This is a genomic window from Streptomyces sp. NPDC043726 (assembly GCF_056436565.1).
In genome coordinates this window covers 361839-387230 of the sequence record NZ_JBWKCI010000010.1, presented here as the reverse complement: position 1 = coordinate 387230, position 25392 = coordinate 361839, and the positions used below count along the sequence as shown (strand labels likewise).

General features: G+C 71.0%; 26 protein-coding genes and 2 pseudogenes. 16 read left to right on the top strand and 12 right to left on the bottom strand.

Going from position 1 to position 25392, the window contains the following annotated elements; translation table 11 throughout:
- Position 1 precedes the first annotated feature (1 nt).
- The 7 genes from AC068Z_RS29285 (at position 2) to AC068Z_RS29255 (ending at position 5157) form a co-directional block, all read left to right on the top strand.
- Positions 2-970, top strand: coding sequence for an SCO2521 family protein (locus AC068Z_RS29285; RefSeq protein WP_478561992.1), 969 nt, complete (start codon positions 2-4; stop codon positions 968-970).
- Between the two features lie 35 nt (positions 971-1005).
- On the top strand, positions 1006-1989 hold the full coding sequence (locus AC068Z_RS29280) for a DUF6879 family protein (protein ID WP_478561989.1): 984 nt from the start codon (positions 1006-1008) through the stop codon (positions 1987-1989).
- Between the two features lie 116 nt (positions 1990-2105).
- Positions 2106-2321: a hypothetical protein gene (locus AC068Z_RS29275; protein WP_478561986.1), complete on the top strand. Its 216-nt coding sequence runs from the start codon at positions 2106-2108 to the stop codon at positions 2319-2321.
- Between the two features lie 24 nt (positions 2322-2345).
- The gene (locus AC068Z_RS29270) at positions 2346-2996 is read left to right on the top strand and encodes a DUF1266 domain-containing protein (protein ID WP_478561983.1); all 651 of its coding nucleotides are present in this window, start codon (positions 2346-2348) and stop codon (positions 2994-2996) included.
- Between the two features lie 205 nt (positions 2997-3201).
- Positions 3202-3948 (top strand): DNA repair protein RecO, encoded by a 747-nt coding sequence (gene recO, locus AC068Z_RS29265; RefSeq protein WP_478561980.1) that lies wholly within the window; start codon positions 3202-3204, stop codon positions 3946-3948.
- Positions 3949-3973: 25 nt separating this feature from the next.
- The gene (locus AC068Z_RS29260) at positions 3974-4807 is read left to right on the top strand and encodes an isoprenyl transferase (protein ID WP_478561977.1); all 834 of its coding nucleotides are present in this window, start codon (positions 3974-3976) and stop codon (positions 4805-4807) included.
- Complete coding sequence (locus AC068Z_RS29255; protein ID WP_478561974.1) at positions 4804-5157, top strand: hypothetical protein; 354 nt, start codon at positions 4804-4806, stop codon at positions 5155-5157. The genes AC068Z_RS29260 and AC068Z_RS29255 overlap by 4 nt, the downstream gene beginning before the upstream one ends.
- Positions 5158-5164: 7 nt before the next feature.
- Here the strand turns inward: AC068Z_RS29255 and AC068Z_RS29250 are convergent, their stop codons facing one another.
- From AC068Z_RS29250 to AC068Z_RS29235, 4 genes are read right to left on the bottom strand one after another with little or no spacing between them, the layout of a single operon-like run.
- Positions 5165-5575, bottom strand: a complete 411-nt coding sequence (locus AC068Z_RS29250) for a Fur family transcriptional regulator (protein WP_478561971.1) — start codon at positions 5573-5575, stop codon at positions 5165-5167.
- A gap of 59 nt (positions 5576-5634) precedes the next feature.
- Positions 5635-6537, bottom strand: coding sequence for a metal ABC transporter permease (locus AC068Z_RS29245; RefSeq protein WP_478561968.1), 903 nt, complete (start codon positions 6535-6537; stop codon positions 5635-5637).
- The gene (locus tag AC068Z_RS29240; RefSeq protein ID WP_478561965.1) at positions 6537-7304 is read right to left on the bottom strand and encodes a metal ABC transporter ATP-binding protein; all 768 of its coding nucleotides are present in this window, start codon (positions 7302-7304) and stop codon (positions 6537-6539) included. Before AC068Z_RS29240 ends, AC068Z_RS29245 begins: the two co-directional genes overlap by 1 nt.
- 17 nt (positions 7305-7321) lie before the next feature.
- Entirely contained in the window at positions 7322-8287 is a 966-nt protein-coding gene (locus AC068Z_RS29235) for a metal ABC transporter substrate-binding protein (protein ID WP_478561962.1), read from the bottom strand.
- 143 nt (positions 8288-8430) lie between these two features.
- On the opposite strand from AC068Z_RS29235, the gene AC068Z_RS29230 reads away from it, so the two are divergent.
- The 3 genes from AC068Z_RS29230 to AC068Z_RS29220 all read left to right on the top strand — a co-directional run bounded on the left by AC068Z_RS29230 (position 8431) and on the right by AC068Z_RS29220 (position 11544).
- Positions 8431-9813 carry a glycine--tRNA ligase gene (locus tag AC068Z_RS29230; RefSeq protein WP_478561959.1) on the top strand — a complete coding sequence of 461 codons (1383 nt, stop codon included), beginning with the start codon at positions 8431-8433 and terminating at the stop codon, positions 9811-9813.
- Positions 9814-9951: 138 nt separating this feature from the next.
- Positions 9952-10866 (top strand): DUF4394 domain-containing protein, encoded by a 915-nt coding sequence (locus tag AC068Z_RS29225; RefSeq protein WP_478561956.1) that lies wholly within the window; start codon positions 9952-9954, stop codon positions 10864-10866.
- Positions 10867-10932: 66 nt separating this feature from the next.
- A complete protein-coding gene (locus AC068Z_RS29220; protein WP_478561953.1) occupies positions 10933-11544 on the top strand; it encodes a LysE family translocator in 612 nt (203 codons plus the stop codon).
- A 91-nt stretch (positions 11545-11635) separates the two neighbouring features.
- On the opposite strand, the pseudogene AC068Z_RS29215 reads toward AC068Z_RS29220, so the two are convergent.
- A pseudogene (locus AC068Z_RS29215) lies at positions 11636-12205 on the bottom strand (NAD(P)-dependent oxidoreductase); the annotation flags it as partial.
- Between the two features lie 105 nt (positions 12206-12310).
- Positions 12311-13177: pseudogene (locus AC068Z_RS29210) on the bottom strand (EamA family transporter); the annotation flags it as partial.
- Positions 13178-13256: 79 nt separating this feature from the next.
- Here AC068Z_RS29210 and AC068Z_RS29205 point away from each other — a divergent pair.
- On the top strand, positions 13257-14171 hold the full coding sequence (locus tag AC068Z_RS29205) for a LysR family transcriptional regulator (RefSeq protein WP_478561950.1): 915 nt from the start codon (positions 13257-13259) through the stop codon (positions 14169-14171).
- Here AC068Z_RS29205 and AC068Z_RS29200 read toward each other — a convergent pair.
- A complete protein-coding gene (locus AC068Z_RS29200; protein ID WP_478561947.1) occupies positions 14149-15195 on the bottom strand; it encodes a chitinase in 1047 nt (348 codons plus the stop codon). The two genes, AC068Z_RS29205 and AC068Z_RS29200, sit on opposite strands and share 23 nt — an antisense overlap.
- 193 nt (positions 15196-15388) lie before the next feature.
- On the opposite strand from AC068Z_RS29200, the gene AC068Z_RS29195 reads away from it, so the two are divergent.
- Entirely contained in the window at positions 15389-16396 is a 1008-nt protein-coding gene (locus AC068Z_RS29195) for an aldo/keto reductase (RefSeq protein ID WP_478561944.1), read from the top strand.
- 22 nt (positions 16397-16418) lie between these two features.
- Positions 16419-17012 carry a TetR/AcrR family transcriptional regulator gene (locus AC068Z_RS29190; protein WP_478561941.1) on the top strand — a complete coding sequence of 198 codons (594 nt, stop codon included), beginning with the start codon at positions 16419-16421 and terminating at the stop codon, positions 17010-17012.
- Between the two features lie 4 nt (positions 17013-17016).
- On the opposite strand, the gene AC068Z_RS29185 is transcribed toward AC068Z_RS29190, so the two are convergent.
- The 3 genes from AC068Z_RS29185 to AC068Z_RS29175 form a co-directional block, all read right to left on the bottom strand.
- Positions 17017-17634, bottom strand: a complete 618-nt coding sequence (locus AC068Z_RS29185) for a GNAT family N-acetyltransferase (protein ID WP_478561938.1) — start codon at positions 17632-17634, stop codon at positions 17017-17019.
- A 71-nt stretch (positions 17635-17705) separates the two neighbouring features.
- Positions 17706-17912 carry a hypothetical protein gene (locus AC068Z_RS29180; RefSeq protein ID WP_451723761.1) on the bottom strand — a complete coding sequence of 69 codons (207 nt, stop codon included), beginning with the start codon at positions 17910-17912 and terminating at the stop codon, positions 17706-17708.
- 69 nt (positions 17913-17981) lie between these two features.
- Positions 17982-19421, bottom strand: coding sequence for an MFS transporter (locus tag AC068Z_RS29175; RefSeq protein ID WP_478561934.1), 1440 nt, complete (start codon positions 19419-19421; stop codon positions 17982-17984).
- 101 nt (positions 19422-19522) lie between these two features.
- Here AC068Z_RS29175 and AC068Z_RS29170 point away from each other — a divergent pair, with 101 nt between their 5' ends.
- Positions 19523-20401, top strand: coding sequence for an MmyB family transcriptional regulator (locus AC068Z_RS29170; protein WP_478561931.1), 879 nt, complete (start codon positions 19523-19525; stop codon positions 20399-20401).
- Here AC068Z_RS29170 and AC068Z_RS29165 read toward each other — a convergent pair.
- The gene (locus tag AC068Z_RS29165) at positions 20391-21833 is read right to left on the bottom strand and encodes an MFS transporter (RefSeq protein ID WP_478561928.1); all 1443 of its coding nucleotides are present in this window, start codon (positions 21831-21833) and stop codon (positions 20391-20393) included. The genes AC068Z_RS29170 and AC068Z_RS29165 overlap by 11 nt on opposite strands.
- A 78-nt stretch (positions 21834-21911) precedes the next feature.
- Between AC068Z_RS29165 and dusB the strand changes: the two genes are divergently transcribed.
- Both dusB and AC068Z_RS29155 read left to right on the top strand, forming a co-directional pair.
- The gene (gene dusB / locus AC068Z_RS29160) at positions 21912-23054 is read left to right on the top strand and encodes a tRNA dihydrouridine synthase DusB (protein ID WP_478561925.1); all 1143 of its coding nucleotides are present in this window, start codon (positions 21912-21914) and stop codon (positions 23052-23054) included.
- Positions 23054-23581, top strand: coding sequence for a hypothetical protein (locus AC068Z_RS29155; protein WP_478561922.1), 528 nt, complete (start codon positions 23054-23056; stop codon positions 23579-23581). The genes dusB and AC068Z_RS29155 overlap by 1 nt, the downstream gene beginning before the upstream one ends.
- A 5-nt stretch (positions 23582-23586) precedes the next feature.
- Here the strand turns inward: AC068Z_RS29155 and AC068Z_RS29150 are convergent, their stop codons facing one another.
- Positions 23587-25191 (bottom strand): alkaline phosphatase family protein, encoded by a 1605-nt coding sequence (locus AC068Z_RS29150; protein ID WP_478561919.1) that lies wholly within the window; start codon positions 25189-25191, stop codon positions 23587-23589.
- Positions 25192-25392: the final 201 nt, after the last annotated feature.

Below are 25392 nucleotides of genomic sequence, written 5' to 3'. Positions count from 1 at the left end.
GGTGACGGCCCCCGGACAGTCGGCGCGTCCGGTCCTCGTCTGCGGCGAGGTGCGCACCTGTCTGCTGCCGTCCTTCCAGGCGCTGGACGGCCGGGCCGCCGCCCAGTTGCTCCGGCTGCGCGCCGACGAGCACGTCCGGGTCTCCGAGCGGCCCAATCTGTACGTCCGTTCGCCCGAGGTGCTGACCGGCGTGGACTGCAAGCTGCCCACCGCCAACGGTGCCCGGGTGCGGGCCGTCGGCACGGTGGCCGCCCGTGCCGCGCTCACCGAGGGCCGGGTGCTCCAGGCGACCGCGTACTTCAGTGCCCCGGCCACCGGGCCCGATCTGCGGCGGCCTTGGGGGCAGTACCTGGTCCGGCCCGGGCTGGTCGAGCCGTTCGGCAAGCTGCCCGAGCAGGCCACCGCCGAGGGCGTGCTGCGCGGCGCCGGTCGCGGTGAGCTGGACCTCGGGACGATCGCCGAGGGACTGCTCGCCCAGCTCACGCGCCATCCTCTGCTCGACCACAAGGTGCCCTTCAAGTCCCGCCGTACGCACCTGCGGTGGACCGCGCGCCGGGCCCCGGCCGGTCAGGGTCCGGCGCTGACCCGTTTCACGCTGGCCGAGGACGGGCTGCGGACCGTGGAGATGCGGCTGCCGGAGGACGTCCCGGCGGGCGCGGCGGCGGGTCTGTGCGAGGACCTCGCGCTGCACGACTGGCTGCTCACGACCGTCGTGCACATGCTGGACAACAGCCGGCTCGGCGCGGCGGACGGGCCCTCGGCGGTGCTCGCGCTGCGCCCTGCCGTCGATCACCTGCTGCATCTGTGGATGCCGCGCGCCCATGTGGACCGCACGCTGGGTCATCTCTGGGACGAGCTGGAGGAAGAACCGGGCTTCACCCGCCAGTGGCGGAGCCTCGTCCAGCGGATCCGCGACCAACTTGCCGTCCAGACCATTCCGTTGCTGCACCAGGCGCTGAGCACGCGCTGAGGGGCGGGCGGACGACATCACCCGACGGGGGAATTATGAACGGAGCGACGACAGGAGACGTAAGGACGGCACCACCGCCTCAGGACGAACGCGGCTCGAAGCTGTTCCGCAAGACGCTGGTCACGGTCTTAGTGGCGACAGGAACGTTCTTCCTGACCAATGTCCTCACCCCGGACGCGAGCGAGCAATGGCAGTGGACGATGCCCGTGGTGGTGGGCAGCGCCGTGCTGATCATGCAGTATCTGGTCGATTTCGGTGAACGCCTGGAGGCCGTGGAGGAGGCCCAGAAGCGCCGGATCCGCGGGATGCGGGACAGTCTCGCCGAGCATCACCGCGAGATGCGGTCGGCGGTCGACGAGAGCTTCGCGAAGATCAACGCGGCGACCGAACTGTTCAGCCAGGTGGACCGTTCCGTGCTGCGCTCCGACGGGGTGACCAGGCTCGCCCGTAAGTACACGCAGGTCGGCGAGCACGGTTCGGAGATCGTGAAGCGGTTCGCGCAGGAGGAGATCGCCAGCCTCGCCCGGCTCATGGAGAGCCTCAGCAACGGCACGGCGGACTGTCCCGGCGAGAACAACGAGTGGCTGATCGACCTGACCGCGTGCACGAAGAAGACGCTCTACGCCATCAGTACCTCCGTCGACCGGGACTTCTGGTCCAGTGGCCCCGGCAAGCGGTACCTGGTCGCGCAGGACGACGCGATCAGGAAGCGGGGCGTGGAGATACGGCGGCTCTTCCTCGTCGACAGCCCGGAGGAGATCACCGAGAACCTGCGCAAGCTGTGCGAGAGACAGCGCAGGTACGGCATCGACGCACGAATCGTCGACCAGTCCGAGCTGGACATCGCGCCGGTGGCGTCGGTGAGCGACTTCATCATCTTCGACGGCGAGCTGTGCTACGAGATCGAGCCCGATGTGCGGGCGGCGCCCACCAAGACCACGCTGAAGATGACGCCGGACCATGTCTCGGAACGCATCGAGCGCTTCGACGCCCTCTGGGAGGCCAGCAGTTCCGAGTGATCTTCCCGAGTGTAGGCGCGGAGCGTCGTCAGGGGGATGCGAAGAGTGAAACAGGGGAGGCCGGGGGAACCAACGGGACGGAAAGCAGTGTGAGCAGCGGGGAAGGAATGACTGCGGTGAAGCCACCCGTCGGTTCGTACGTCGTCGACACCCGGTCCGGCAGGATCGGCATCGTCATGGGCCACGAGGGCCCGTACGTCCAGCTCAGACCGTACGGCGGCGGCTGCGAGTGGGACGCGGCGCCGGATTCCGTACGCCATGCCACCCCCGCCGAGCGGGCCGGCGCGACCACCGCCAGCCCCGGGCCACGCAGCCGCGGTGAGGTTCCTTGACGCGGGGCGTTAGGGTGCGGCGGCATGGGTTTGTGGAGTTGGCGGAAGAGGGGCCCCAAGACGGTCCGCCGGTATCCCGTGCCGCTCACCGCGCACCAGTTGTGGATGGTGTCCCTGAGCGCGCCGGTCAGCCGGGACGGGAACGCCTCGCGGACCACGCTGTACCCGTTCACGCGCATCGACGACGACAGCGCGCGGCGCTGGCTGGCCGAGCAGTGGGGGATCACCTCGCGCGCGGAGCTGGTCGACCGCCTCGACGACCTGTCCCGCACCGGGTACCGGGCACGGGCGCACCGGCTCACCGGGGTCTCGCCGCTCGCCTGGGACGCCGCCCTGTACGTCGACATCTCGCGCCGCGGGTTCGGCTGCGGGCTGCTCCACGAGGGCGACGCGTGGACCGCGCTGAAGAACATCGTGCCGTCGGTGGTGGGGACGTACGGATCCTGGCGCGAGTACGCCGACCACTACCTGCTCGGCCGCAAGGTCTGGCAGGACGGCCTGCGCGGCACCCCTGACGCGGGCTTTCCCGCCCCACAAGCGACGGCCGACGCCCACCTGCGCTCCCTCCTGGACCCGGCGAACCGCTCCAGCCCCTGGAACCAGGCCCCCTGGACCACCATCAACCACCCAGACCGCCCCCGCCGACCCGACAGCCCTCTCGACGGCGCCCGCTGATCCGTCAGTCCTCTCGACGGCCGCCCGCTGATCCGTGAGCGCTCTCGACGGCGCCCGCTGATCTATCAGCCACCCCGACCGCCCCGCTGATCCGGCAGCCCCCTCGACGGCGCCCGCTGATTCGTCAGCCCTCCGACCGCCCCCGCTGACCCGTCAGCCACCCCGACCGCCCCCGCTGCTTCCTGGCGTACGCGAGAATGGCCCCATGAGTCTGTTCCGCGACGACGGCATCGTCCTGCGCACCCAGAAGCTGGGTGAGGCGGACCGGATCATCACGTTGCTCACTCGTGGGCACGGGCGGGTGCGGGCCGTGGCTCGCGGAGTGCGGCGGACGAAGTCGAAGTTCGGGGCGCGGCTCGAGCCGTTCTCCCATGTCGACGTGCAGTTCTTCGCGCGGGGGAGCGAGCTGATCGGGCGCGGGCTGCCGCTGTGCACGCAGAGCGAGACCATCGCGCCGTACGGCGGGGGGATCGTGAGCGACTACGCCCGTTACACCGCCGGCACGGCGATGCTGGAGACCGCCGAGCGGTTCACCGACCACGAGGGCGAGCCGGCCGTGCAGCAGTACCTGCTGCTCGTCGGGGCGCTGCGGACGCTGGCCCGCGGGGAGCACGCGCCGCACCTTGTTCTCGACGCCTTCCTGCTGCGGTCGCTCGCCGTCAACGGCTACGCCCCGAGCTTCGGAGACTGTGCGAAGTGCGGTATGCCAGGACCGAACCGTTTCTTCTCGGTGGGCTCCGGGGGCTCGGTCTGCGTCGACTGCCGGGTGCCCGGTAGCGTCGTACCCTCACCGCAGACCCTGGAACTGCTCGGTGCGCTGCTTACGGGAGACTGGACGACCGCCGACGCCTGTGAGCCGCGGTACGTCCGGGAGGGCAGCGGGCTGGTCTCCGCCTACCTGCACTGGCATCTGGAGCGCGGGCTGCGGTCGCTGCGGTACGTGGAAAAGTAAGGCAATCAAGGGAGTCGAGGGGCACATGGTCGTACGCGGGATCCTGGGGCGGCAGCGCCGGGACTACAAGGCGCCGGAACCGCATCCGTCCGGGGCCCGTGCGCCGAAGCTCCCGGGCGAGCTGATCCCGAAGCATGTGGCGATCGTCATGGACGGGAACGGCCGCTGGGCCAAGGAGCGCGGGCTGCCGCGGACCGAGGGGCACAAGGTCGGCGCCGAGCGGGTGCTGGACGTGCTCCAGGGCGCGATCGAGATGGGCGTCGGCTCGATCTCGCTGTACGCCTTCTCGACGGAGAACTGGAAGCGCTCGCCGGACGAGGTGCGCTTCCTGATGAACTTCAACCGCGACTTCATCCGCAAGACCCGGGACACGCTCGACGGGCTGGGCGTGCGGGTGCGGTGGGTCGGGCGGATGCCCAAGCTGTGGAAGTCGGTCGCCAAGGAGCTCCAGATCGCGCAGGAGCAGACGAAGGACAACGACAGGCTGACGCTGTACTTCTGCATGAACTACGGCGGCCGGGCGGAGATCGCGGACGCGGCGCAGGCGATGGCCGAGGACGTGCGCGCCGGGCGGCTCGACCCGTCGAAGGTCAGCGAGAAGACCTTCGCGAAGTACCTGTACTACCCGGACATGCCGGACGTGGACCTGTTCCTGCGGCCCAGCGGCGAGCAGCGGACGTCCAACTACCTGCTCTGGCAGAGCGCCTACGCCGAGATGGTCTTCCAGGACGTCCTGTGGCCGGACTTCGACCGGCGCGACCTGTGGCGGGCGTGCGTGGAGTTCGCGTCCCGGGACCGGCGGTTCGGCGGGGCGATCCCGAACGAGGAACTGCTGGCCATGGAGGGCAAGCAGAGTTGAGGCTCGTACGGGGGTGCGCGGCGGGCCTGGTGTTCGGGTTCGCCGCGCTCGTCGTGCTGTTCTCCTTCGGCGGCACCATCGAGATGGAGACCTTCCCCGGGCTGCGGGAGAACATGGCCCCGCTGGTCGTCCACATGCTCGTGTTCGCCGCGCTGGTGTCCGTCGGAGCGCTTGCGCTGGCCGGCCGGCGGTCCCGGGCGGGATGGATCGCCGTCTGCTGCCTGGCCGCTCTCATGGGGCTGCGGATGTGGACGCTGACGCCGATGCTGCACTGCTGGTCCTACGACAGCGTGGGCCGCCTGGACGACGGCTCCTACTACTGCGTGAACCGGGGGAACTCCGGCGCCTGAGGCCCGCTCACGCCGCGGCGCACAGCGCGCAGGTGCCGAAGATCTCCACCGTGTGGGCCACGTTCACGTACCCGTGCTCGGCCGCGATCGACTCGGCCCACTTCTCCACCGCGGGGCCCTCCACCTCGACGGCCTTGCCGCAGACGCGGCAGACCAGGTGGTGGTGGTGTTCGCCGGAGGAGCAGCGGCGGTAGACGGACTCGCCGTCGGAGGTGCGCAGGACGTCGACCTCGCCGGCCTCGGCGAGGGACTGGAGCGTGCGGTAGACCGTCGTCAGCCCGACCGAGTCGCCCTTGTGCTTGAGCATGTCGTGCAGTTCCTGCGCGCTGCGGAACTCGTCGACCTCGTCCAGGGCCGCCGCAACGGCGGCCCGCTGCCGGGTGGAACGGCCCTTCACGGGCGGTCCAGCGGTCGTCACGGGGTGCCTCCTCAGGTCTGCCTGCCGGGCCATTGTGCCAGCCCGGGCTGTCGGCGCGGTCAGGCGCCGACCTTTCCGCCGCTGCCCCGACCGGCCGGAATCACACACTCCGCCGGGTCACCGGCGCCCTGTGCGGCGGCCAGGGCCCGCGCGCGTCGCCGGGCCAGCGGCGCGGCCAGCGCGGTCAGCAGGATGAAGGCCCCGATGGTCAGCAGCACGATCGTCGCGCCGGGCGGCACGTCCTGGTAGTACGAGGTGACCGTGCCGCTGATCGTCACGGTGACGCCGATGGCCACCGCGATGGCGAAGGTCGCGGCGAAGCTGCGGCTCAGCTGCTGGGCGGCGGCCACCGGGACGACCATCAGCGCGGAGACCAGCAGCAGGCCGACCACGCGCATCGCGACCGTGACGGTCACCGCCGCCGTGACCGCCGTCAGCAGGTTCAGGGCCCGCACCGGCAGGCCGGTGACCCGCGCGAACTCCTCGTCCTGGCTCACCGCGAACAGTTGGCGGCGCAGACCGAGGGTGACCAGGACCACGAAGGCCGCCAGCACGCAGATCGCCGTGACGTCGGACTCGCTCACCGTCGACAGGGAGCCGAAGAGGTACGAGGTCAGGTTGGCGTTGGAGCCCGTGGGCGCGAGGTTGATGAACATCACGCCGCCGGCCATACCGCCGTAGAAGAGCATCGCGAGGGCGATGTCGCCGCGGGTCTTGCCGTACCAGCGGATCAGTTCCATGAGGACCGCGCCGACGACGGAGACCAGGGTCGCCATCCACACGGGGGACCAGGAGAGCAGGAAGCCGAGGCCGACGCCGGTCATCGCGACGTGGCCGATGCCGTCGCCCATCAGGGCCTGGCGGCGCTGGACCAGGTAGATGCCGACCGCGGGGGCGGTGATGCCGACCAGGACGGCGGCGAGCAGAGCCCGCTGCATGAAGGCGTAGTCGAGGATTTCCATCAGCTCAGCAGTCCCGTGCGGATCGGTTCGGCGCCCGCGGGTGCGTGCGGGTGGACGTGGTCGTGGCCGGGCAGCGCGTGCTGGCCGACGGCCTTCGGCGGGGGCCCGTCGTGCAGCACGCAGCCGTCGCGCAGCACCACCGCGCGGTCGATCAGCGGCTCCAGGGGGCCCAGTTCGTGCAGGACGAGCAGGACGGTCGTACCGGCCGCGACCTGTTTGCGCAGGGTCTCGGCCAGCACTTCCTGGCTGGCCAGGTCGACGCCCGCCATCGGCTCGTCCATGATCAGCAGTTCGGGTTCGGCGGCGAGCGCGCGGGCTATGAGCACGCGCTGGTGCTGGCCGCCGGAGAGCGCGTCCACGGAGTCCTTCGCGCGGTCCGCCATGCCGACCAGCTCCAGCGCCCGGCGCACGGCCTCGCGGTCCGCCTTGCGCAGCAGGCCGAAGCGGGCGCGCGAGAGGCGCCCCGAGGAGACGACCTCGGTCACCGTGGCCGGGACGCCGCCCGCGGCGGTGGTGCGCTGGGGGACGTAGCCGATCCGGTGCCAGTCGCGGAAACGGCGGTGCGGGGTGCCGAACAGCTCGATCTCGCCGGCGTTCGTCTGCACCTGGCCGATGACGCTGCGCACGGCGGTCGACTTGCCGGAGCCGTTGGCGCCGAGCAGCGCGACGACCTCACCGCGCGAGACGGTGAGGTCGATACCGCGCAGGACGGGCCGCGAGCCGAGGTCGGCGCGGACACCGCGCAGGGATATGACGGACTCGCTCACGAGGGCCTCCGGGTTGGTCACTTGGCGCCGAGGGCGGTCTGGAGCGCCTTGAGGTTGGCGTCCATGACCTGGATGTAGTCGTCGCCCGCGGACTCGTCGGTGATGCCCTCGATCGGGTCGAGGACGGCCGTCTCGAGGTTCGCGTCGGAGGCGAGGGTCTTCGCGGTCTTGTCGCTGACGAGCGTCTCGTAGAACACGGTGGTGACGCCGTCGGCCTTGGCCATCTTCTCGAGTTCCTTCACCCGGGCCGCGCTCGGCTCGGACTCCGGGTCGAGGCCGCTGATGGCCTCCTCGGTCAGGCCGTAGCGCTCGGCGAGGTAGCCGAAGGCGGCGTGCGTGGTGATGAAGACCTTGGAGTCGGTGTTCCTCAGCCCGTCCTCGAACCGGGTGTCGAGGTCGTTGAGCTTCTTCACCAGGGCCGCGGTGTTCTTCTTGTAGTCGGCGGCGTGGTCCGGGTCGGCCTTCTCGAAGGCCTTGCCGACGCCCTCGGCGACCTCGGCGTACTTCACCGGGTCGAGCCAGATGTGCGGGTCCTTCCCGCCCTCTTCGTGGTCGTGGCCGTGCTCTTCTTCCTCGTGCTCCTCCGCGTGGCCGCCGACCTCGGTGCCGTGCTCCTCCAGGGAGGTCAGCGTGGTGGCGTCGATCTTCGTGGCGACCTCGGACTGGGAGATCGCCTCGTCGACGGAGGGCTGCAGGCCCTTGAGGTAGAGGGCCGCGTCGGACTCCTGGAGCTGCGCGGTCTGCTTGGCGCTGATCTCCAGGTCGTGCGGTTCCTGGCCGGGCTCGGTGAGGCTGGTGACGTTGACGTGGTCACCGCCGATCTGCTCGGCGAGGTAGGCCATCGGGTAGAACGACGCGACGACGTCGAACTTCTCCGTGTTGCCCGCGGCCGCGCTGTCGGAGCAGGCGGAGAGAGTGCCGAGACCGAGAGCGGTGGCCGCCGCGATCGCGATCCCGGATATGTGGTGTCGTCGTACGTTCATGACTCTCATTTTCAGCAAAGATGGAAATGATTGTCAACAACCGTGATGGGCGGTCCACAGAGCGCTACCGATTTGGTCGAGGGGGAGTGCCCGCCGGTACGCTGAGGCATTCGCTGCCGTCCATTCGTCATGAAGAGAGCACCGTGGCCGCCGACAAGATCGACACCATCGTCAGCCTGAGCAAGCGCCGTGGCTTCGTTTTCCCTTGCAGTGAGATCTACGGCGGTCAGCGCGCCGCCTGGGACTACGGACCGCTGGGTGTCGAGCTCAAGGAGAACCTCAAGCGTCAGTGGTGGCGCTACATGGTGACGTCGCGCGAGGACGTGGTCGGTCTCGACTCGTCCGTGATCCTGGCCCCCGAGGTCTGGGTGGCCTCCGGTCACGTCGCCACCTTCACGGACCCGCTGACCGAGTGCACCTCCTGTCACAAGCGGTTCCGCGCCGACCACCTGGAGGAGGCCTACGAGGCCAAGCACAACCGCCTCCCGGAGAACGGCCTCGCGGACGTCAACTGCCCCAACTGCGGCAACAAGGGCCAGTTCACCGAGCCCAAGCAGTTCTCGGGTCTGCTCTCCACCCACCTCGGCCCGACCCAGGACAGCGGCTCGGTCGCCTACCTGCGCCCGGAGACGGCCCAGGGCATCTTCACCAACTTCGCACAGGTGCAGGTCGCTTCGCGCAAGAAGCCGCCGTTCGGCATCGCGCAGATGGGCAAGTCCTTCCGCAACGAGATCACGCCCGGCAACTTCATCTTCCGCACCCGCGAGTTCGAGCAGATGGAGATGGAGTTCTTCGTCAAGCCGGGCGAGGACGAGAAGTGGCAGGAGTACTGGATGGAGCAGCGCTGGAACTGGTACACCGGCCTGGGCCTGCGCGAGGAGAACATGCGGTGGTACGAGCACCCGAAGGAGAAGCTCTCCCACTACTCCAAGCGCACCGCTGACATCGAGTACCGCTTCCAGTTCGGCGGCAACGAGTGGGGCGAGCTGGAGGGTGTCGCCAACCGCACCGACTACGACCTCGGCGCGCACTCCAAGGCCTCCGGCCAGGACCTCGCCTACTACGACCAGGAGGCCCAGGAGCGCTGGACGCCGTACGTCATCGAGCCGGCGGCCGGTGTCGGCCGGGCGATGCTGGCGTTCCTGCTCGACGCCTACGTCGAGGACGAGGCGCCGAACGCCAAGGGCAAGATGGAGAAGCGCACGGTGCTGCGCCTGGACCACCGCCTCGCCCCGGTGAAGGTCGCGGTGCTCCCGCTGTCCCGCAACGCCGACCTGTCCCCGAAGGCCAAGGGCCTGGCCCAGGCGCTGCGCCAGCACTGGAACATCGAGTTCGACGACGCCGGCGCCATCGGCCGCCGCTACCGCCGCCAGGACGAGATCGGCACGCCGTACTGCGTGACGGTCGACTTCGACACCCTGGACGACAACGCGGTCACCGTCCGCGAGCGCGACTCGATGAAGCAGGAGCGCGTGTCCCTGGACCAGATCGAGGGCTACCTGGCCTCCCGCCTGATCGGCTGCTAGTCACCGAAGGTCGATGAAAACCCCGGTTCCGTCACGGATGTAACGGAACCGGGGTTTCGCCCATCCTGGGCGCATTCGGCTCCGAAGTGCAGGACGTGCGGGGCCCACCGGGGGCCGCGCGTCCTTTACGGGGGCATCATGCGCAAGCAAGCAGTCATCGGGGCGGCCGTCCTGGCCCTGGCCGTCGGTTCCGTCGGCTATGTCGCGGCGAGCGACGGCGGCGGGCGGGACGGGTCGTCGGTCTCCACCCAGACCGGTTCCGGGGCCGGGTTCGCGGGCGCCGCGGGCGACCGGCTCCGCGCGGTCGGCCTGACCGCAGACCAGCGGCTCGTCAGCTTCCGCGTCGACCGTCCCGGCACCGTCCTGCCGCTGGGCAGGGTCAGCGGCCTCAAGGGCGACACCAAGCTCGTCGGCATCGACTACCGGGTGCAGAACAACAAGCTGTACGGCGTCGGCGACCGGGGCGGGATCTACACGGTCCGCGAGATCGGCGCCAAGGCGACCAAGGTCTCCCAGCTCAGCACCGCTCTGCAGGGCAGTTCCTTCGGCGTCGACTTCAACCCGGCCGCCAACCGGCTCCGGGTGATCAGCGACACCGGCCAGAACCTCCGGCACAACATCGACGACCCCGCCGGCGCGCCCGCCGCGGGCAGCACCGCCGTCGACGGCACCCTCACCAACCCGCCGGTCCCGCCCGCGACGACCGGTACGACCGCGACCGGCGTGACGGGGGCGGCGTACACCAACAACGACCTCAGCGCCGCCACCGCCACCACCCTCTTCGACCTCGACACCGCCCAGGACCGGATCTCCGTGCAGTCCCCGGCGAACGCCGGCAGCCTCGCTCCCACCGGCGGGCTCGGCACGGACGCCCCGTCCGACTCCGGCTTCGACATCCACAGTTCGCCGAGCCGGGGCACCAACACCGGCTACGCGGTGACCGGTTCGCGCCTCTTCCGCGTCGACGTCCTCACGGGGGCGGCCACCTCCACCGGGTCCTTCCCGCCGGGGCGGCAGGTCGTGGACCTCGCGCTACCGCTCCGGCAGGGCTGAGTGGTCCGCCAACCGCGGGCCCGATTGGCCCTGTAAGCGCGCCGGTGACGGGACCAGGGTGGCCGTATGAGCATCGCGTTCCTGCTGACCACCCTGGTCGTCGTCGCCACGCCCGGTACCGGCGTCGTCTACACCCTCGCCGCCGGGCTCTCCTACGGGCGGCGGGCCAGTGTCGTCGCCGCCTTCGCCTGCGCCCTCGGGATCCTGCCGCACATGGTGGCCACGATCACCGGGGTCGCCGCCCTGCTGCACGCCAGCGCCACGGCCTTCCAGATCCTCAAGTACGCCGGGGTCGCCTACCTCCTGTACATGGCCTGGGCCACCCTGCGGGACAAGGAGGCGATCACCGTGCGGCAGGCCTCGGCGCCGGTGTCCGCGGGGCGGATGATCGTCCGGGGTGTGCTGATCAATCTGCTCAACCCCAAGCTGACCATGTTCTTCTTCGCCTTCCTGCCCCAGTTCGTGGACCCGGACGGACCGCGTGCCGTGCCGCGGATGCTGGCGCTCAGCGGGGTGTTCATGCTGGCGACCTTCGTCGTCTTCGCGGTCTACGGCGTGCTCGCCGCCACCGTCCGCAGCAAGGTCGTCTCACGGCCCGGGGTGATGACCTGGCTGCGCCGCAGTTTCGCGGGGTCCTTCGTGGCGCTGGGAGCGAAGCTGGCCTTCACCGCTCGGTAGGCGTGTGGGCGAAGCCGGCTCTCACCGCTCGGTGGGTGTGTGGGCGAAGTCGGCTCTCACCGCTCGGTGGGTGCGTGGGCGAAGCCGGCTCTCACCGCTCGGTAGGCGCGTGGGCGACGGTGAACAGCCGGTCGGTGCCCGGGCTTTCGAGTTCGTCCAGCACCGCGCCGGCCAGATCCTCGGCGCTGATCCAGGAGCGGCCGTCGGCGGAGGTGAGCAGGGTGTCGGTGCCGCGCCGGTGGCGGCCGGTCCGCTCACCCGGCTCCAGCAGGGCGGGCGGCGCGAGATAGACCCAGTCGCGGTGGGCGTGCGCCTCGCAGGCCCGCAGTTGGGCGACCCCGGCGGCGGCGACCGGCCGCACCTCGGCGGGCACGTAGGCGGAGTTGTCGGCGACCAGCAGCGCGGGGTCCCCGGGGCTGCGCAGCACCCCGGCGCCGCCGACCACGAGGGTGCGTATGCCGGTGTCCAGCACCGCACGGGTCGTACCGACGAGGAAGTCCTGGTCGGCCGGCTCGGTCCGTACGGCGACCACCACGGCGTCGGCGCCCGCGAGGGCCTCGCGCAGGGCGTCCGGGTCGCTCGCGTCGACCGCGTACGGCGTCACGTTCGGGTCGTCCGCCGCGGGCTTGCGGGACAGCGCGCGCACCCGGTGTCCGCGGGCGGCGGCCTCGGTGACGACCCGGCTGCCGACCATGCCGGTGGCGCCGAGCACGGCGATGGTCAGGTGCTTGGTCATCGAATCCGCTCTCCTTGTGAACAGGCGTGTCAGATCAGGGGTGTTGAACTGCGCGGCGAGCAGCGCGGCGAGGGCGAGGACGAAGCCGGTGACCTGGAGCGCGCCCAGCGTCTCGCCGAGTGCGAGGCCCACCAGGGTCGCGACCAGCGGGGACAGCAGCACCAACGGGGCGGACGCGCCGACCGGGAGCCGGCCGAGCCCGCGGAACCAGAGCGTGAACGAGATCAGCCCGCCCATGCCGCCGAGCCAGAGGTAGCCGAGGGCGGCCTCGGCGCCGATCGCGGGCGGCGCGCCTTCGAGGACGGCGGTGAGCGGAAGCAACACCAGCCCGCCGACCGTCAGTTGCCAGCCCGCGAGGGTCATCGGACCGACCCCGGCGGGCCGCCCCCACCGCTTGGTCAGGACGACTCCGGCCGCCATGCCCGCCGTACCGCCGAGACCCGCGAGCACGCCCGCCGCGTCCAGCCGGGCCTCCGGACCGAGCACCACGAGCCCCACGCCGAGGACGCCGAGCACGCCCCAGCTCCACGCCCAGGCCGTGGCCCGCTGGTGGAGCAGGGGGATGGCCAGCCCGGCGACCAGCAGCGGCTGGACCGCGCCGAGAGTGCCGGCCACGCCTCCGGGCAGGCGTTCCGCCGCCACGAACAGCAGCGGGAACAGAGCGCCGATGTTCAGGGTGCCGAGCACCGCGGCCTTCCACCACCAGTCGCCGCGCGGCAGGACCCGGGTGAACGCCAGCGCCAGCAGCCCGGCGGGCAGGGCCCGCAGCACGGCGGCGAACAACGGGTGCCCGGGCGGCAGCAGCTCCGTGGTCACGGCGTAGGTGGTGCCCCATGACGCGGGGGCGAGCGCGGTCAGTGCGACGGTCGAGGCGTGCCGGGCGGAGGAGTTCTGCATGTCCCGCAGTCTCGGCTTCCCACAGTCATGACTCCAAAGCATGGTTGCGATCGCAGCGATGAATGAGAAAGATGCATGAATGGATCTCCAGCAAATGCGGTACGTCGTCGCCGTCGCCGAGACCCGCAACTTCACGCGCGCCGCCGAGCGCTGTGCCGTGGTGCAGTCGTCCCTGAGCCACCGGATCGCCGGTCTGGAACGGGAGTTGGGGGTGAGGCTGTTCGCCCGGACCAGTCGGCGCGTGGAACTGACCAGCGCCGGGGAGGCGTTCCTGGCCGGCGCGCGGGAGTGCCTGGCCGCCGCCGACCGGGCGGCCGCGGACGCCGCCGCGGCGGCCGGGATCGTACGGGGACGGCTCGCCGTCGGTGTCATCGTGACGGCCGCCGCCGTCGACGTGCCGGAGCTGGTGCAGCGCTATCGCGGTCTGCACCCCGAGGTCCGGGTGGTGCTGCGCTCCGGGCGCAGCGACGATCTGGTGGCGGCGATCCGGGACGGGGACCTGGACATCGCCTTCCTCGGACTGCCCGAGGACCAGCGGCCCACCGAGGTGGAGACGCTGATCCTCGATCACGACGAGCATGTGCTGGTGGTGCCGGCCGGGCACCGGCTCGCGGGGGCCCGGCGGGTCGGGCTGGAGGACATCGCCGGTGAGACGTTCGTGGACTTCATGCACGGCACGCCCGCCCGCGCCCAGTCCGATCAGGCGTTCACCGCCGCCGGGCTGGTGCGGGACGTGGCGTACGAGGTCGGCGTCGTCGAGATGATCACCCGGCTGACCGAGCGGGGGCTCGGGGTCGCGCTGCTGCCCTCGGCCTTCGTCCGGCCGCTGGCCGGCCGGAACCCCGGGCTGGCGCTGGTCCCGCTGGTGGACGGGCCGCGCCGCATCGAGGTGCTCGCGTGGAGCCGGTTCAATCCGAGTCCGGCGACGCGGGCGATGCTTGAGGTGCTCGGGGTTCCGGGCGTGCGCCCGGTCAACGGCCCTGGAGCGCCTTGACGTTGTCGCCGAAGGTCCAGTTCTTCGAGCCGTCCCAGTTGATCGACCAGGTCATCAGGCCCTTCAGGGAGGTGCCGTAGTGGCGCCAGGCCTGGGCGACCAGCGACGGTGACATGTAGCCGCCGCCCGCGCCGGACTGGGCGGGCAGGCCCGGGACCTGCTTGTCGTACGGCACCCTGATCGTCGTACCTTGGATCACCAGGCCCCTGTTGAGGCAGTCGGTCTGGGCCACGAAGCCCTGGACGGTGCCGGCCGAGTAGGAGTCGCCGGAGCAGCCGTACATGCTGCCGTTGTAGTACTGCATGTTCAGCCACCACAGGCGGCCGTTGTCGGCGTACTTCTTGATGATCGGCAGGTAGGCGCCCCAGATCGAGCCGTAGACGACGCTGCCGCCGGTGACGTAGGCCGTCTCCGGGGCCATCGTCAGGCCGAAGTTGGCCGGCATGCGGGCCAGGACGCCGTCGATGATGCGGATCAGGTTGGCCTGGGACGTGGACAGTTGGCTGATGTTGCCGCTGCCGATCAGGCCGGTCTCGATGTCGATGTCGATGCCGTCGAAGTTGTACTTCTGCAGGATCGGCACGATGGTCGCGACGAAACGGTCCGCCACGGCGGTGGAGTTGAGGTCGATGCCGGCCGTCGCGCCGCCGATGGAGAGCAGGATCGTCCGGCCCGCCGCCTTCGCCGCGCACATCTCGGCCGGTGTCGCCACCTTCACGCCCGTGTCCATGCCGTCCTCCCACAGCGCCGTGCCGTCGGAGCGGATGACCGGGAAGGCCGCGTTGATCACGTTGTAGCCGTGCGCGCCGATCCGGGAGTCGGTGATCGGGGTCCAGCCGAAGGGCGGATGGACGCCGTTGGCGGCGCCGTCCCAGTTCTCCCAGTAGCCCTGGAGGACCTTTCCGGCGGGCTTGGACTTCACGGCGCAGGTGTCGGCGGCGGTGGCGGGGGGTGCGGCGGGGAGCTGGGTCAGACAGACGGTCGCCACTGCTGCGATGAGCAGGCTGAGGGCGCGGCGGATCATGCGAGGCCTCCCGGTGGGGGTGCGGTGAGGTGTCGTAGGCATGACAGAGCTGTTCGGAATGACTGTGCTCGCGGTCCAGACCTTGCGTCAATAGGTCTGGACCAATTGGGTGCGGGGAGCGGCCTGGCTCGTGAATGACAAATGACAGCTGACAGATATTGAAATCTGTCAGCTGTCATGTCAGGCTGGTTCCATGACCACACAGACACGCACCCTCGGAACCACCGGCCCCAAGGTCTCCGCCCTCGGTCTCGGCTGCATGGGCATGTCCGCGGTGTACGGCGACACGGACCGGGCCGAGTCGATCGCGACGATCCACGCCGCCCTGGAAGCCGGAGTCACCCTGCTCGACACCGGCGACTTCTACGGCATGGGGCACAACGAACTGCTGGTCGGCGAGGCCCTGCGCGCCGCACCCGCCGAGCGCCGCGAACAGGCGCTGATCAGCGTGAAGTTCGGGGCGCTCAGGGACCCGGACGGCGGCTGGAGCGGCTTCGACGGACGGCCCGCGGCCGTGCGCAACTTCGCCGCCCACTCCCTCCAGCGCCTCGGCGTCGACCACATCGACGTCTACCGCATCGCCCGGCTCGACCCGGACGTGCCGATCGAGGAGACCGTCGGCGCCATCGCCGAACTCGTCGAGAAGGGGTACGTCCGGCACATCGGCCTGAGCGAGGTCGGCGCCGACACCATCCGCCGCGCCGCCGCCACCGCCCCGATCTGCGATCTCCAGATCGAGTACTCACTGATCTCCCGCGGCATCGAGGAGGAGGTCCTGCCCACCACCCGCGAGCTGGGCATCGGCATCACCGCCTACGGCGTCCTGTCCCGCGGGCTGATCTCCGGCCACTTCAGCCGCGACCGGCAGCTCGCCGCCGACGACTACCGTTCCGTCTCGCCCCGCTTCCAGGGGGAGAACCTCCGGCACAACCTGAACCTGGTCGAGGCACTGCGCAAGATCGCCGAGCAGAAGGGCGTGACCGTCGCGCAGACCGCCATCGCCTGGGTGCTGTCCCGGGGCGAGGACATCGTGCCGCTCGTCGGCGCCCGGACCCGGCAGCGGCTGGCCGAGTCGCTGGGCGCCCTCGACGTCACCCTGGACGCGGCCGACCTCGCCGCGATCGAGAAGGCGGTGCCGGCGGACGCCGCCGCGGGCGACCGCTACCCGGCGGCGCAGATGGCCCACCTCGGCAGCAGATGAGACCCGAAGGTACGGTCTCTCCATGGCACCGACCTCCGAAGCCCTGACCGCCGAGCGCATCCTCGAGGCCACCGAGGAAGTGCTGCGCCGCCACGGCCCCGCCAAGGCCACCGTGGTGGACGTGGCCCGCGCGCTCGGCGTCAGCCACGGCAGCGTCTACCGGCACTTCCGGACCAAGGCGGCGCTGCGCGAGGCGGTGACCAAGCGCTGGCTGGACCGTACGTCCGAGGTGCTGTCCGGGATCGTCGCCGAGACCGGGCGCGAGCCGGCGTCCCGGCTGGAGGCCTGGCTATTGGCCCTGTTCGAGGCCAAGCGGCACAAGGCCGGGGACGACCCCGAGCTGTTCGCCACGTACACCGTGCTGACCACGGAGAACAGTGACGCGGTCGACGAGCACGTCGACGACCTCACCGGCCAGCTCGCCGAGATCGTCCGCTCGGGGGTGGAGTCGGGCTCTTTCTCCTCCGCCGACCCGCTCACCACGGCCCGCGCCGTCTTCCAGGCCACGGCCCGCTTCCACGACCCCGGCTATCACCGGGAGTGGGAACGGCCGGACGCCCAGAGCGAGTTCGAGGCCGTGGTGGATCTGCTGGTCCGGGGGCTGCGGGCGGGCTGAGGGCTCAGTGGTCCCGGGTCGTCCGGCCCAGGCACGTGGACTGGCCCAGGCCCGGCACCTCGATCTCGTGGAAGCCCATCCGGTCGTAGAAGGCGCGGGCGCGGGTGTTGGCCGTCGCCATGACCAGGTGCACGGCGGGGACCCCGCGGTGGTCCAGGGCCTGGAGGAACGTCCGCATCAGGGACCGGCCGTGGCCCTTGCCCTGCCATTCGGGGAGCAGGTCGATGTGCAGATGGGCCGGGTAGGCGATCAGCTCGGGCAGGACCATCCGCTCCGGGCGGTGGAGCAGGTCGGCGATCGTCTCGTCGGGGGTCGTGGGCGGGCCCTTGGGCGCCGGGTGGCGGAAGGCGACCATCGGCAGCCACTTCGTACGGAAGTCGGCGGCGAAACGAGGGGTGTCGGCGGTGCCGAGGATGTAGCCGACGGCCTGTCCCTGTCCGTCGTCCAGCACGAACGCGAGCTCGGGCTCCAGATGGACGTAGGGGGTGGCGAAGGTGGCGGGGAAGACGGCAGGGTCCGCGTAATGGGGGCGGCTGTCGCCGCCTTGATGCGCGGTGCGGACGCAGATGTCCTCCAGGGCGGTCTGGTCCTCGGGGCGATAGGGGCGCACGGCATGGGTCATCCCTGCATCGTGCCGTGCCTGGGAGCGCTCCCACAAGGGCTCCCACAAGGGCTCCCGCAAGGGTGGGGCCGTCAGGCGACGGTCGGATCCACCGTCGCCTGGTGGGCCTCCGCCAGATGCTCCTCCGCCTTCAGCCAGGGCAGGAACTGGGCCGAGATGCGCCACCCGCAGGTGTCGCATCTGACCGTCCGCTGCACTCCCGTGCGCCGTACCTGGACGACGTGTTCGCGGCCGTGCTGGTCCCAGCGGGTGACCTTGCTCGTGTTGATCTGCGGCATGGCGCCTCCAGGGGTCCTGAGAAAGTCAAGGAGGAGTGTGCAGCAAGACCAACATCAAGAGGGGATCCTTCACGCCGAGTTGGCCAAGCTGTGCCCTGGCAGGCGCAGGCTGAGCAGCGCGGTCAGGACCACGGTCGCCAACTGCACGAGCAGCGTGATGACCAGGGCGTCGCGCATGCCCAGGCCCGGGACCAGGGAGAGGAAGAGCGTGCCCAGGGTGGCCACGCCCAGCGCCAGCGCCGACTGCTGGGCGGTGATCATCACGCCGCTGCCCACGCCGGCCCGGGCGGGCGGCACCTCGGAGAGCACGATCCGGAACAGCACCGGGAGTTGCAGGGCCTGGCCCGCTCCCGCGACCGCCGCTCCGGGGAGCAGCGTGAGCAGGCCGAGGTCCGGCCAGGAGCGCCAGGCGGTCAGGGCCAGCAGACCGAGGCCCACGCCCTGGAGGACGGCGCCGGCGGTGACCACGCGGACGCCGTACCGGGCGACCAGGCGGGGTCCGGCGAGCGAGACGGCGAAGAAGGAGGCCGCCATCGGCAGCAGCGCGAGGCCCGCCGGGACCGGGCCGAGGCCCGCGCCCTCCTGGAGCGCCACCGCGATGACGAACATGAAGCCGCTGAAGCCGATCGAGAACGGCAGGATCATCACCAGACCGCGCCGCAGCGAGGTCAGCGCGAACAGGCTCGGCGGCACCAGCGGGGTCCGGCCGCGCCGGTCGGCGCCGCGCTCCACCGCGTAGAACGCCGCCGCCGCGAACGGGAACGCGGCCAGCGACAGCCAGGTCCACAGCGGCCAGCCCGCCGCCCGGCCCTCGGTGAGCGGGACCAGCAGGGTCAGCAGGGCCGTGGCGAGCAGGACCGTGCCGGGTCCGTCGATCGGTTCGGGGCGGGCGGAGCGGGTCTCGGGGACGGCGCGGGCCGCGAGGACCAGGGCGAGGAGGACGACGGGCACGTTCACCAGGAACACCGAGCGCCAGCCGGTCCCGGCGAGGTCGGCGGCGACCAGGATCCCGCCGAGGATCTGCCCGGCGACCATGGACAGGCCCGCGGTGGCGCCGTACAGGCCCATCGCCTTGGCGCGACGGGGACCCGCGGTGGCCGACTGGATGGTGGCGAGGACCTGCGGGAGCATCGCGGCGGACGCGGCGCCCTGCGCGACCCGGGCCACGACGAGCGTCCACGCGGTCGGCGCGAGCCCGCACGCCAGCGAGGTGATGCCGAAGGCCGCCATGCCGCCGAGGAAGAGCCGCCGGCGGCCGAAGAGGTCGCCGAGCCGGCCGCCGAGGACGAGCAGGACGGCGTAGGCGACGCCGTAGCCCGCCACGACCAGTTCCAGGACGGACTCGCTCGCGGCGAGGTCGTGGCCGATGGTGGGCAGGGCCACGTTGACGATGAAGAAGTCGATGAGCGGAAGTGCCGCGCCCAGCAGCACGGTGAACAGGCCGAGTCCGCCGAGCGTGGGGGGCGCGGCGGTGGCTCGGGCCTGCTGGGAGGTCATGGTTTCGGTCACGATGTCGAGCCTGCGCCCGCCCGGAGACTGGTACCAGAGTGTCCTTATCCTGGTAGAAGGACTACCTGGCAACAGGGTCGGTACGGCGGCAGGCTGGGGGCATGACGACCATGGCGCAGGAAGAGACGGCGAGCCCGCGCACCCGCGAGGCGGACGTGCGGCGGCATGAACTCGCCGCGTTCCTGCGGCACCGGCGCGAGCACATCGCCCCCGAGCAGGTGGGGCTGCCCCGGGGGCGCCGGCGCCGTACGCCGGGACTGCGCCGTGAGGAGGTCGCTCAGCTCTCCGCTGTCGGCGTCACCTGGTACACCTGGCTCGAGCAGGCGCGGGACATCCAGGTCTCGGTGCAGGTGCTGGACGCGCTGGCCCGGGCGCTGCTCCTCGACGCGGGCGAACGCGCCCACCTCTTCCAGCTCGCCGGAGCGGTGGACCCGACCCCGGCGACGAGCTGCCCCTCGGTCACCCCGGCGCTGCGGGCGATCCTCACCGGCCTGGAGCCGATGCCGGCCTGTGTGCAGAACAGCCGGTACGACATCCTGGCCTACAACAGCACGTACGGGCTGCTGCTCTGCGACCTGGACGCGGTGCCGCCGGAGGACCGCAACTGCATGATCCTTTCGTACACGAACGACGAGTGGCGCTCGTCGATCGTGCACCTGGAGGAGACCCAGCGCCTGATGGCGGCCCGCTTCCGCGCCACGATGGCCGGCCATCTCGCGGAACCCGCCTGGAAGATGCTCCTGAAGCGCCTGCGCACGGAGTCGGCCGAGTTCCGCGCGGCCTGGGACCGCCACGAGGTGGTGGCCCACCGCACGAAGCGCAAGGAATTCCTCAACCGCCACGTCGGCCGCGTGGTGGTCGACCACACGGACTTCTGGCTCGGCCCGGAGGTGGGCCCCCGGGTGGTGACGTACGCCCCGGCGGACGAGGAGTCGCGGCTGCGGCTGGAGAAACTGCACGCGATAGCGGCTAGGCGCTGATCCTCGACACCTCGCGTACCTCCGGCGACTCCAGGCGGTCGGCCGTGCGTTCCGCGGTGCGGCGGGCCCAGGGGCCGCTGGTGAGGAGACCGAGGAGGAGTACGGCGAGGCCGCAGGCCGTGAGGATCCACCAGCCGGGGACCGCCGCCGTGACGAAGGCGTCCTTGTACGAGGACGCGCCCACGCCCGCCGCGAGCACGGCGCCGACCACCGCGGCCCCGAGGGTCTGGCCGAGCTGGCGGCTGGTCGAGGCGACGGCGGCCGCGACACCCGCCTGGGCCCGGGGCATGCCGGAGACCGCCGTGTTGGTGATGGGGGCGTTGACGAAGCCGAAGCCGATGCCGAAGAGGGCGTAGCCGAGGAACAGGGTCGGGTCGGAGGTCTCCGCGTCGAACACGGCGAAGAGCAGGGCGCTCGCCGTCATGGCCACGCCCGCGACGAGCAGGGGGAGGCGCGGTCCGCGGTTGCCCACCAGGCGGCCGGACAGGGGTGCGCACAGGAAGGTGGGTATCGCCATCGGGAGCATCCACAGGCCCGCCTCCAGGGCGGTCAGGCCGCGGACGTTCTGGAGGTACAGCGTCGACAGGAACAGGAAGCCGCCCAGCGCGGCGAACGCGCTGATCGCGATCACCGTGGCGCCGCTGAAGGGTGCCGAGCGGAAGAAGCGCAGGTCGATGAGGGGTTCGGCGCGCCGGGGCTCGTACCGGAGCAGGGCCAGCAGGGCGAGCAGTGCCACGGCCGCGAGCGGGAGGCTCGCCGTCAGGGAGTTCGGCGCCTCGATGATCGCGTACGTCAGGGAGCCGAACAGGGCGATCACCAGGAGCTGGCCGACCGGGTCCACCCGGCGGGGCTTGGGGGCCCTGGACTCCGGGACGTAGCGGAGGGTCAGGAGGAGGGCCGCGAGGCCGACCGGGAGGTTGACCCAGAAGATCGAGCGCCAGCCGACCGTGTCCACCAGCAGGCCGCCCACGAGCGGTCCCGCCGCCATCGAGAGGCCGACCACCGCGCCCCAGACCCCGATCGCCCGGGCCCGCTCGCGCGGATCCGTGAAGGTGTTGGTGATGATCGACATGGCGACCGGGTTGAGCATCGAGCCGCCCACCGCCTGCACCATGCGGAAGGCGACCAGCGCCTCCAGGCTGGGGGCCATCGAGCACAGGGCCGAGCCGATGGTGAAGACGATCAGGCCCGCCATGAAGACGCGCTTGCGGCCGATGCGGTCGGCGGTGGAGCCCGCGAGCATCAGCAGCGAGGCGAGGACCAGCGTGTACGCGTCGATCGTCCACTGCAGGCCCGCCGTGCTCGCGTGCAGATCCTGCTGCAGCGAGGGCAGGGCCACATTGAGGACGGTGTTGTCGAGGCTCACGATCAGCAGGCTCATACAGCAGATCGCGAGCACCAGCAGGCGTCGGCGGTGGCTGAGCTCGGGCATGGGCTCCATCGTACGCCGATTTCGATAGTGCGTCTAACTAACGAATTTTACGAACTCATTGCACGGCACAATGGGGGAATGCCCACGACCGTCACGCCCCTGCAGATCGGGCCGCACACCGTTCAGCCGCCCGTCGTCCTGGCCCCCATGGCCGGGATCACCAACGCACCCTTCCGCACCCTGTGCAGGGAGTTCAGCGGCGGCAAGGGGCTGTTCGTCAGCGAGATGATCACCACTCGGGCGCTGGTCGAGCGCAACGAGAAGACCATGCAGCTGGTCCACTTCGACGAGAGCGAGAAGCCCCGGTCGATCCAGCTGTACGGCGTGGACCCGGCGACCGTCGGCAAGGCCGTCCGCATGATCGCGGAGGAAGGGCTCGCCGATCACATCGACCTGAACTTCGGCTGCCCGGTGCCCAAGGTGACCCGCAAGGGCGGCGGCTCGGCGCTGCCGTACAAGCGGAACCTGCTGCGGGCGATCCTGCGCGAGGCGGTCAGCGGGGCGGGCGACCTGCCGGTCACGATGAAGATGCGCAAGGGCATCGACGACGACCACATCACCTTCCTCGACGCCGGCCGGATCGCCGTCGAGGAAGGGGTCACGGCCATCGCGCTGCACGGTCGTACGGCCGCACAGCACTACGGCGGCACGGCCGACTGGGACGCCATCGCGCGGCTCAAGGAGCATGTCCCCGAGATCCCGGTGCTCGGCAACGGCGACATCTGGTCCGCCGAGGACGCGGTGCGGATGGTGCGGGAGACCGGCTGCGACGGGGTCGTGGTCGGGCGCGGGTGCCTGGGGCGGCCGTGGCTGTTCTCGGACCTGGTCGCCGCCTTCGAGGGGCGGGACCAGGACATCGCCCGCCCGGCGCTGCGCGAGGTCGCCGACGTCATGGTGCGGCACGCCACCCTGCTCGGCGAGTGGATCGGCGACGAGGCGCGCGGTGTCATCGACTTCCGCAAGCACGTCGCCTGGTATCTGAAGGGCTTCGCGGTCGGCTCCGAGATGCGCAAGCGGCTGGCCATCACGTCGTCGCTGGCGGAACTCCGTTCGTGCCTCGACGAGTTGGACCTCGACCAGGCCTGGCCGGCCGGCGCGGACGGTCCTCGGGGCCGTACGTCCGGCAACAACCGGGTCGTCCTTCCCGACGGCTGGCTGAAGGACCCGTACGATTGCGCGGGCGTGAGCGAGGACGCGGAGCTGGACACGTCGGGGGGCTGATGGGGGACGGCGCGGTGTGGGTCGCGGCTCTCACCGGCGGTACGGCGGTGCTGGCGAGCTGGGTGACCAACCTCGGGAACATACGCGCCGCCAGGGCCCAGGCCGAGGCGTCCGCGGCGGCCCAGGAACGCGGGCGGGTCCGGGAGTCACGGCGGGCCGCCTACCTCGATCTCATGGAACAGGCCCATGTGACCGGGGAGTTGTACTGGCGTGCGGTGTTCGCCTTCGCGCAACTCGACGACGCGGACGAGCTGCGGACCCGGGTCCAGGAACTGCGGGGTGAACTGCGGGACGCCTACGACCCGCTCATGCGCGGTGTGCGGGTCGTCACGCTGGAGGGGCCGGCCGGTGCCGCCGAGGCTGCCGACGCCGTGCTGGAGGCGGCGGCGGAGACGAACCGGACGCTGTGGCACTTCGTGCTCGGGGAGTCGGGGGCGCGGGAGCGGTTCGAGCTGTGCCATGAGGAGTTCAAGCGGTTGCTGGCTGTCTTCGTCGCCGTGGCCCGGGAGGGGATGGGCGCGCCGTGAGGGTCTCAGTCCTTCGTGGGGTGGGGTGTTGAGCCGTAGGCCGTCAGGAAGCGGTCCCGGAAGGTGTCCATCTTCCAGACGGGGGCGTCCGGGGCGGGCTGGAGGCCTTCGGTCCAGTTCCAGGTGCTGATGTTGTCCAGGACCTCCGGGTCCTTGGCCACGATCGAGATCGGGACGTCCCGGCTGGCCTTGTCGCCGCTGACGCGGGCGATCGGCTGGTGGTCGCCGAGGAAGACCAGGACCGTGTCCTCGGTGCCGTAGCGTTCCAGCCACTGGGTCAGGGACGTCACCGAGTACTCGATGGACTTGCCGTACTCCGCACGGGACTTGGTGGTGTCCGTGATGATGTCCTGCGGCTTCTCGCCCTCCTTCTCGATGGCCTCGAAGAGCGAGCCGTCGCCCAGGTCGTCCCAGTCGACCAGCTTCGGGATCGGGGCCCAGGGCTGGTGGCTGGAGGTCAGGATGATCTCCGACATCAGGGGCCTGTCCCGTTTCTTGCCGTGGACCTGGCGCTGGAAGGCCTCCAGCGTGTACTGGTCCGGCATCGTCGACCAGCTGAACTTCGGTCCCCGGTAGCCGAGGTGGAAGGCGTCGTAGACCTTGTCCAGGCCGTAGAAGTCCGCCTCCGGCCAGCCCTTCTGGATGCCCGGCATGATCCCCACCGTGTCCCAGGCGCCGGTCTTCTGGAACGCCTTGGTGAGCGTGAGGTGGTCGCCGGAGGTGACGGTGCGGTAGCGCTGCTGGTTGTCGACCCACAGGCCGGAGAGGAAGGTCGAGTGGCCCAGCCAGCTGCTGCCGCCGTAGGTCGCGGAGGTGAGCCAGCCGCTCTTCGCCCGGTATCCCGCTGCCTTGAGGGAGTCGGTGCTCGCTTCCAGGGTGCTGGTGACTCCCGGGGACATGATGTCGTCCTCGATGGCGCTGCGGCCGTAGCTCTCGATGAAGGTGAAGATCACGTCCTTGCCGCGCAGGTCGGGGAGGAGCTGGCCGGCCGGGGTCGCGCCGAAGGTGTCCGCCTTCGCCTCGCGGGCGAACGCCGCCTCGTCCCGCAGGGTGTCCTGGACCCGCTTCACCTGGATCGCCAGGGCGGAGGCCGCGCGGTCGGAGGCGATCGGCAGTCCGGCGAGCTGGAGGCCGAGGGTGGAGCAGGTGATCCATACCGTGCCGGCGATGAGGGTGGCCTTCGTGGCCTGTTGCCGGTGGCCGGACAGGGCGGTCGCGACTCTGACCGTGGCCAGCGCGGTGAGTACGAGGAGGAGTACGGCGAGGAGCACGGCGGCGAGGGTGGCGGTGAGGGTGGTGGCCTCGCCCATCGAGTCCTTCATGTACGCCTGGGCGTCGTCGAGGAGGGACCAGTCGAGGACGAGGTTGAAGCCTCGGCCCAGGTATTCGCGGAAGCCCATGTCGAGGACGTTGAGGATGGTGAGGGCGCCCAGGGCGGTGCCGGTGAGGGCCGCGACGACCGTTCTCGGGCGGTGGGGGAGGGCGAGGAGGAGCGCGGCGCCGACGATCGCTTCCGCGGGGAGGCGGGTGAAGCGGTTGGGGCGTAGGGCGGCGAGGCTGTTGGGGAGGAGGAGGGTGGCGAGGACGAGGGCGGCGGCGAGGGCGGTCACGGGCCAGCGGCGGGGGTTGTCGGGCGGGGCCTCGGCTGCGCCTTCGGCCTCCTTTGTGTTCCCACCCGCACCACCCGTGTCACTTTCGTCGTCGGGTGCGGGTGGCCCTTGTGGGGGTTCCTCGCCGTCGGCGGCTGCCGGTTCGGGGGTGGGGGCTGCTTGTCCGCCTTCGGGTGCGGGGGGTGCCTCTTCGGCCTCGGG